This is a genomic window from Proteiniclasticum sediminis, assembly GCF_018128025.1.
Lineage (GTDB): Bacteria > Bacillota > Clostridia > Clostridiales > Clostridiaceae > Proteiniclasticum > Proteiniclasticum sediminis.
Window position 1 is genome coordinate 256,584 of sequence record NZ_JAGSCS010000003.1, and the last position, 7,330, is coordinate 263,913.

A 7,330-nucleotide genomic window follows, 5' to 3' on the forward strand; every position below is an offset into this window, starting at 1 on the left:
AAGTGAGGTTTTAGAAAGGGAGATATTGACAATTCCCCATGATGGGATATAATAAACCAATAAATAGGTATTTTGTGAACGAAAAATTGAAAATTGGTCATAATAAAATAACAAATTTTACGAAAAATCATTTTGTATGATTATCCATTTTTTCGATCATTAATTCATCTATTTCCATTTTCACCGCTCTGCTTAAGAGGTACTCACATCTCGCGGAACAACAACAATATATAGGGAGGGAATATCGAAAATGAAGAAAAAACTCGTCACACTTGCAAGCTTGTTCCTGGCTCTTACCTTCGTTCTCACCGGTTGCGGAACCAAGACCGGAAATGAGACCGCGAAGAAGGTCCTTCGAACAAACAACTCCAGCGAACCCGGATCTCTAGATCCAGCCCTGGCACAGGGAACCCATGAGTCTTGGGTGCTTCAGCACATTTTCCAGGGTCTGATGGATTATGCCGAAGATGGAACGATTGTGAATGGTGTTGCCGAAAGCTATGAACTGGCTGATGACAATGTCACCTATACGTTCAAACTGAGAAAAGATGCCAAGTGGTCCAATGGGGATCCCGTCACTGCAGAAGATTTTGAATTTGCATGGAAGAGAGCCCTGGATCCTGAACTGGCTGCAGACTATGCATATCAGCTGTACTACTTGAAGGGTGGACAGGCATACAATGAAGGTAAGGGAAGCAAGGATGATGTGGGCGTTAAGGCCATTGATGCCCAGACCTTGGAAGTCGTTCTGGAAGTTCCCACAGGTTACTTCCTGGAACTGACCGCTTTCTACACCTACTACCCGGTCAACAAGAAAGTTGTTGAAGCCAACGCAGACTGGGCAAAGGATGCCAAGTCCCACGTTTCCAATGGCGCATTCAAGCTGACCACCTGGGAACACAACTCCAAGATCGTCATCGAGAAGAACACTTCCTTCTTTGATGCTGCTAAGGTTAAGCTGGATGCCATCGAGTTCGCCATCCTTGAAGATGAGAACACCGCATGGCAGAAGTACTCCGGCGGAGAGTTTGATTTCCTGGCTACTGTGCCTGCAGCTGTAACCAATCAGCTTCTCACGGACAAGAGCGCAGAAATCACCATCGGCGGACAGGTTGGAACCTACTACTACAACCTGAACAGCAAAGAAGCTCCCTTTGACAATGTCAAGGTCAGAAAGGCTCTGGCTTTGAGCATCGACAGACAGACCATCGTTTCCAAGATCACCATGGGTGGACAGATTCCTGCTGAAGGCGTTACTCCATTCGGAATGGTGGATGAGAATGGCGACGAGTACAGAGACGGCGTTGGCAAGCTGGTTACCTATGATGTAACCGAAGCCAAGAAGCTGTTCACCGAAGGACTGGCAGAAGCCGGTATGACCCTTGAGCAGTTTAATGCTAAGAACTTCGTTCTTCTGTACAACACCAGCGAAGCTCATCAGAAGATTGCTCAGGCTGTACAGGAAATGTGGAGAACCTCACTGGGTATCGAAATCAAGCTGGAGAACGTGGACTTCCAGGTTAAGCTTGACAGAGAAAAAGCCGGGGACTATGATATTTCCAGAGCAGGATGGATCGGCGACTACATGGATCCGATGACTTTCCTTGATCTGTGGTACAGCACCTCCAGCTTCAATGATGCCAAGTACAACAATCCTGAATATGATGCATTGGTTGATGAAGCCAAGAACAGCGTTGATCCCAAGGTACGTTTCAATGCCATGAGAGAAGCAGAAGCGATTCTGATGGCCGACATGCCTGTCATTCCGGTTTACTTCTACACCCAGCCATATGTCCAGAAGACCTATGTGAAGGGCGTATACAAGCCACTGATCAACTATCCCGTTCTGAAATATGCTGACATTCAAAAATAATACACTGAACTAAGTAGGTATATGAAGATCGAGGATGTTGATTCGATATCCTCGATTTTCTTATGAATCTCTAAGGGGGAGATGAATTTGGGTAGATACCTGGTTAAACGAATAGCCATGGCTGTGGTGACACTGTTCACCATCATTACCATTACCTTTGTCCTCATGCATTCCGTGCCTGGAAATCCATTCCGTAAGGAAGGAAAGATGCCGGCCGTGATCTATGAGAATCTGCAGAAGAAGTACGGTTTGGATAAGCCGCTTTCCCAGCAGTATGTGATTTATCTTGGAAATATTGCTCGCGGAGACTTTGGGGATTCCATGAAATCCCGTGTAGAAACCGTGAATGATATGATTGAAAGAGGATTTCCTGTTTCCGCCACATTGGGAGCAGAGGCATTGCTGATTGCAATCACCTTTGGTCCGCTTCTTGGCGTCATTGCAGCGTTGTTCCAGAATAAGTGGCCGGACTATATGTCCATGGTCATTGCCATCGTGGGTATTTCGGTTCCCAGCTTTGTCATGGGCACGTTGTTTATTCAATTTTTAGCGCGAAATATACCAGGGATACCCATCGGTGGATGGGGAACCTTTGCCCATACGATCTTGCCCAGTATTGCGTTAGCCATGATGCCGCTGGCCACCATGGCCCGACTCATGCGTTCCAGCATGCTGGAAGTTCTGAATCAGGACTACATCAAGACTGCGCAGTCCAAAGGACTGAAGCGTTCCACGGTGATTATCAAGCACGCCGTTCGTAATGCGGTTCTTCCTGTGGTTTCCGCCTTGGGAACCATCGTTTCCAATCTTTTGGTGGGAAGCTTCGTCATTGAGAAGATCTTCGGAATTCCCGGACTCGGTTATTTCTTTGTTTCTTCCATCACCAACCGTGATTACCCGCTGATCATGGGAACCACCATATTCTATGCTGTGATTCTGGTCACCATGCTGCTCATCGTAGACTTTGCATACACGATCATTGATCCAAGAATCAAGCTGATGAGGGAGGCCTAGAAAATGAGCAACATCGAATTTAGCCGCGATATGTTTTCTCCGGCGTCCACGGAACAGCGGAATATGGAGAAAATCAAGCGACCCAGCATTAAATACTGGGCCGATGTGTGGCGCAGACTCAAAATGAACAAACTGGCCATGGTGGGATTGTCCATTATCATCGTGGCATTATTGGGAACAGTCTTTGGCTTCGGACTCAACGGCTACAAGTACTTTGAGCAGAACTATGATGCCATCAACATGCGTCCCAATGCAACCCATTGGTTTGGCACCGATGAACTGGGCAGAGACCTGTTCACCCGTGTTTGGCAGGGGACCATGTACTCTTTGATCATCGGTTTTTCTGCAGCATTCCTTGATCTCTTCATCGGCGTTCTCTATGGCGGTATAGCGGGCATGGCGTCCCGAAATGTGGATGCCGTCATGATGAGAGTGGCCGAAGTTATTTACTCCATTCCCTATATGCTGGTCGTAATCCTCATGTCCGTGGTGTTCACCTCGGAAGGACAGGGCACCAATCTGGTGATTCTGGTCCTCGCCATGAGCATCACCGGGTGGGTACCCATGGCCATTCTTGTGCGCGGACAGGTGCTTCAGCTGAAGGAGACCGAGTACTCCATGGCAGCAGGATCCCTGGGCGCCACCAAGGGATGGATTTTGAAGAAACATATTCTTCCCAACACCCTGGGCCCCATTCTGGTCAACCTGACCTTAACCATTCCCCGAGCTATTTTCGCCGAAGCCACCCTGGGATTCCTGGGCCTTGGACTTCAGCAGCCGAAAGCCAGCTTGGGTAACCTGGCCAACGCCGGTTTGGCCACCATGCCCATCGGGTTGTTCTATCAGATCGTCATTCCGTCCCTGTTCATCTCCATGATCATGTTTGCATTCAACGTGCTGGGTGATGGTGTTCGAGATGCCCTGGACCCAAGGCTTAGAAAGTAGGTGGAGTAAATGAGTAACATACTAGAAGTCAGAAACCTCAAAATTTCGTTCAAGACCTTCTTTGGAGAAGTCGAAGCGGTCCGCGGTGTGGACTTTAATGTAGAAAAGAAAAAGACCCTCGCCATCGTCGGGGAGTCCGGCTGCGGAAAGTCGGTAACCGCCAATGGCATCATGCAGCTTCTTCCCCAGCCCCCAGCCTTCTATAAAGAGGGGAAAATCATCTTCGACGGCGAGAGCCTTTTGGAGAAGACTCGGGAGCAGATGGAAGATATTCGCGGAAACGAGATCAGCATGATTTTCCAGGATCCCATGACCAGTCTCAATCCCACCATGCGGATTGGCGATCAGATCGTGGAAGGTTTGGTCAAACACCATAATATCAGCAAGGAAGAGGCTCGCAAGACCGCCATTGAAATGCTGGAAATGGTGTCCGTGCCCCAGCCGGAGAAGCGGATCCGTCAGTATCCCCACGAGTTCTCCGGCGGTATGCGTCAGCGTGTCATGATTGCTCTGGCCATGGTCTGCAAGCCGAAGCTTCTCATTGCCGATGAGCCGACAACAGCGTTGGACGTGACCGTACAGGCGCAGATCCTCGATCTCATGAAGGACCTTCAGAACAAGTTTGATACCTCCATCATCATCATCACCCATGATCTGGGTGTTGTAGCGGATATTGCGGACCGCATCGCAGTCATGTATGCCGGACAGATTGTGGAAGAGGGAAGTCTGGACAAGATCTTCTATGAACCCAATCATCCCTATACCAAGCGTCTTTTGGATTCCATTCCCCGATTGGATATGGACAAGAAAAAGCCCCTGCACAGCATCGACGGAACTCCTCCGGACCTCTATATCCCGCCCAAGGGCTGCGCGTTCTTTGACCGCTGCAAGGATGCCATGAAGATTTGTCAGGATAACATGCCTGAGTTCACCATTCTTCCCGGCGACCACAAGAGCCGCTGCTGGCTGAATCATCCCATGGCCCAAAAGGAGGACAACTGATGGAACCGTTAATCTCAATTCGAAACCTGAAGAAGCATTTCACCGTGAAAGGTGGAAAGCTGGCAGCTGTGGACGGCATCAATCTGGATATCCAGAAAGGGGAAACCTATGGCCTCGTGGGCGAGTCCGGATGCGGAAAATCCACCGCTGGACGCACCATCGTCCGGATTTATGAACCCACAGATGGAGAAATGTTCTATAAAGGACAGGATATCTATAAACTTCCGCGCCATGAGATCTTAGAGATCCGCAAGAATTTCCAGATGATCTTCCAGGATCCCTATGCCTCCCTGAATCCCCGGATGACGGTTATGGACATTGTGGCAGAGCCCCTGGATATTCATAAAGCCTACAAAACCAAAAAAGAACGCGAAGACCGAGTCATCGAGCTTCTTGAATTGGTAGGACTCAGTGAGGAGCATGCGAATCGTTTCCCCCATGAATTCTCCGGCGGACAGCGTCAGCGCATCGGCATTGCCCGAGCACTGGCCCTCAATCCTGAGTTTGTGGTCTGCGACGAGCCCATCTCGGCCCTGGACGTCTCCATTCAGGCTCAGGTCATCAACCTTTTGAAAAACCTTCAGGAGAAACTGGGGCTGACCTACCTCTTCATTGCCCATGACCTTTCCATGGTCCGCTACATTTCCGATAAGGTGGCGGTCATGTATCTGGGACACATTATGGAGCAGGCGGAAACGGAAGAACTCTTCAACAATCCGCTTCATCCCTATACCAAGGCTCTCCTTTCGGCCATTCCCATTCCGGATCCGGAAGTGCAGAAATCCAAGCATCGGATTCTTCTGACGGGCGATGTGCCCTCACCGATCAATCCCAAGCCTGGTTGCCGTTTCGTGGAGCGCTGTGCCTATGCTGTGGACCGTTGCCATCATGAAACTCCGGAACTTTTGGAGATTTCACCGGGACACCGCAGCGCCTGCCACAGAACCATCGAAATCATGGAAGCGAAAGCCCGCGGAGAAGAGAGCAAACTCATCACCCGAGATACCAGTGCCCTGTAATTTTTAGCTGCCCTTCGGGGCAGCTTTTTCGTCAGATGCCGCAAGATTTCGAAGACCAAAGAAATGAGCACCTCTTCCCGAACGGAAAGAGGTGCTCGATTCTTTGGTCTTTATTTCGTTGGTTTTCGGAAGGATCCCCAGGAGACCGACTGATCACCGAATTTTTGGTGCAGCTCATCCAAGGTATTTTGCAGTTTCTCTTCCTTTTGCTCCCGAACATCCGTTGGAGCTTTCTCCTCGTCGGGCGTCAAGAACAGTGAAAGCTGCTCTCCTTTCACCGGCGGGTCAAAATCCCCAAGGCTGATGCCCAGGAGGCGCACGGGCTTTTTCGGATCCCAGTTCTTCTCCAGGAGGGAAAGTCCGGCATCCCGAATTCGCTTGGCAAGATTGGTCTCGGATATGGAGCACTGACGGGTGATGAGGGAGAAATCATGATACTTCAGGGTGATTTGCACCGTATGGCCTTTTTTCTGCTTGTGCCTCGCCCGGATGGAGACTTCGTCCGCCAGTTGCGTGAGAATGGCGGACGCTTCCTCCAGGGCGGTGATGTCCTTGGCCAGGGTAACAGACTTTCCAATGGATTTCACCTCGTCCGCCGTGTGGGGGGTCAAGGGGCTAGGATCGATGCCCCGGGCATGCTGGTGCATCTGATAGCCGGCTTTCCCAAATTTCTTCAGCAGTCTTTCCACGGGGGTTTCTGCCAGATCTCCGATGGTTCGAATGTTCATCTTCAGCAGTTCCTCCGTCGTTTTGCGGCCCACCCCATACATGGTTCCCACAGGCTGAGGCCAGAGCCGGGCGGGGAGATCGGATACAGCGAGGCGCGTGATGCCCAAGGGCTTTTTCATCTCCGAAGCCATTTTGGCTAAAAACTTATTGGGGGCAATGCCGATGGAGCACCAAAGCCCCAACTCCTGGCGAAGACCCGATTGAATTTTTTCTGCGGCTTCCTCCGGGGGACCGAAAAGGCCTTCGGTACCGCTCATGTCCAGCCAGGCTTCATCGATGCTGTTCTGCTCCAAAAGGGGAGAATAACGCGAGAGATAATCCATGACCTGGCAGGATAATTGCTCATAGTAAGCATGGTCCGGAGGAACGAGGATCAACGTTGGGCACTTTCGCAGCGCCTCCTGGACGGGCATGGCGGTTTTCACACCGCAGGCCCGGGCTTCGTAGTTGGCGGCCAGGATAATCCCCGTACGCTTCTCCGGGCTGCCGGCTACGGCGGAGGGGTTCCCGGCCAGCTCCGGGTGCCGAAGGGTCTCACAGGTGATAAAAAATGCATTCATATCCACCAGAAATATAACCTTATCCATGGGCCCCTCCTTCCGTTTCACCAGAACTTTCTTCTATTTTAACATTCTCTCCCCCTAAACAGAAGAAAGAACCCCCGTAAAGGACAATGTCATTAAGTTAAGAAAATCAGCGTATGGAAGCATGCGCTGATTTTCTTTGCAAATTTTTAAGAAATAGCTTG

At 50.3% G+C, this 7,330-nt stretch carries 6 protein-coding genes; 5 read left to right on the plus strand and 1 reads right to left on the minus strand.

Annotation, left to right across the window (positions count from 1 at the left end; translation table 11 throughout):
- The first annotated feature begins 250 nt into the window (after window positions 1–250).
- The 5 genes from KCG48_RS04325 (at window position 251) to KCG48_RS04345 (ending at window position 5,853) form a co-directional block, all read left to right on the plus strand.
- A complete protein-coding gene (locus KCG48_RS04325) occupies window positions 251–1,873 on the plus strand; it encodes a peptide ABC transporter substrate-binding protein (RefSeq protein WP_211800076.1) in 1,623 nt (540 codons plus the stop codon).
- 87 nt (window positions 1,874–1,960) lie between these two features.
- The gene (locus KCG48_RS04330) at window positions 1,961–2,887 is read left to right on the plus strand and encodes an ABC transporter permease (protein ID WP_211800077.1); all 927 of its coding nucleotides are present in this window, start codon (window positions 1,961–1,963) and stop codon (window positions 2,885–2,887) included.
- 3 nt (window positions 2,888–2,890) lie between these two features.
- Complete coding sequence (locus KCG48_RS04335) at window positions 2,891–3,832, plus strand: ABC transporter permease (protein ID WP_211800078.1); 942 nt, start codon at window positions 2,891–2,893, stop codon at window positions 3,830–3,832.
- 9 nt (window positions 3,833–3,841) lie between these two features.
- Window positions 3,842–4,834, plus strand: coding sequence for an ABC transporter ATP-binding protein (locus KCG48_RS04340; protein WP_211800079.1), 993 nt, complete (start codon window positions 3,842–3,844; stop codon window positions 4,832–4,834).
- Window positions 4,834–5,853 (plus strand): ABC transporter ATP-binding protein, encoded by a 1,020-nt coding sequence (locus tag KCG48_RS04345; RefSeq protein WP_331000370.1) that lies wholly within the window; start codon window positions 4,834–4,836, stop codon window positions 5,851–5,853. The genes KCG48_RS04340 and KCG48_RS04345 overlap by 1 nt, the downstream gene beginning before the upstream one ends.
- Before the next feature lie 110 nt (window positions 5,854–5,963).
- Here the strand turns inward: KCG48_RS04345 and dinB are convergent, their stop codons facing one another.
- Window positions 5,964–7,169, minus strand: coding sequence for a DNA polymerase IV (gene dinB, locus KCG48_RS04350; RefSeq protein ID WP_211800080.1), 1,206 nt, complete (start codon window positions 7,167–7,169; stop codon window positions 5,964–5,966).
- Between the last annotated feature and the right edge of the window lie 161 nt (window positions 7,170–7,330).

What these genes read in the sequence shown, in the direction of transcription:
- KCG48_RS04335 (WP_211800078.1), top strand. Translation starts at nt 2,891, where the DNA reads ATGAGCAACATCGAATTTAGCCGCGATATGTTTTCTCCGGCGTCCACG.
- KCG48_RS04325 (WP_211800076.1), top strand. Translation starts at nt 251, where the DNA reads ATGAAGAAAAAACTCGTCACACTTGCAAGCTTGTTCCTGGCTCTTACC.
- KCG48_RS04340 (WP_211800079.1), top strand. Translation starts at nt 3,842, where the DNA reads ATGAGTAACATACTAGAAGTCAGAAACCTCAAAATTTCGTTCAAGACC.
- dinB (WP_211800080.1), bottom strand. Translation starts at nt 7,169, where the DNA reads ATGGATAAGGTTATATTTCTGGTGGATATGAATGCATTTTTTATCACC.
- KCG48_RS04345 (WP_331000370.1), top strand. Translation starts at nt 4,834, where the DNA reads ATGGAACCGTTAATCTCAATTCGAAACCTGAAGAAGCATTTCACCGTG.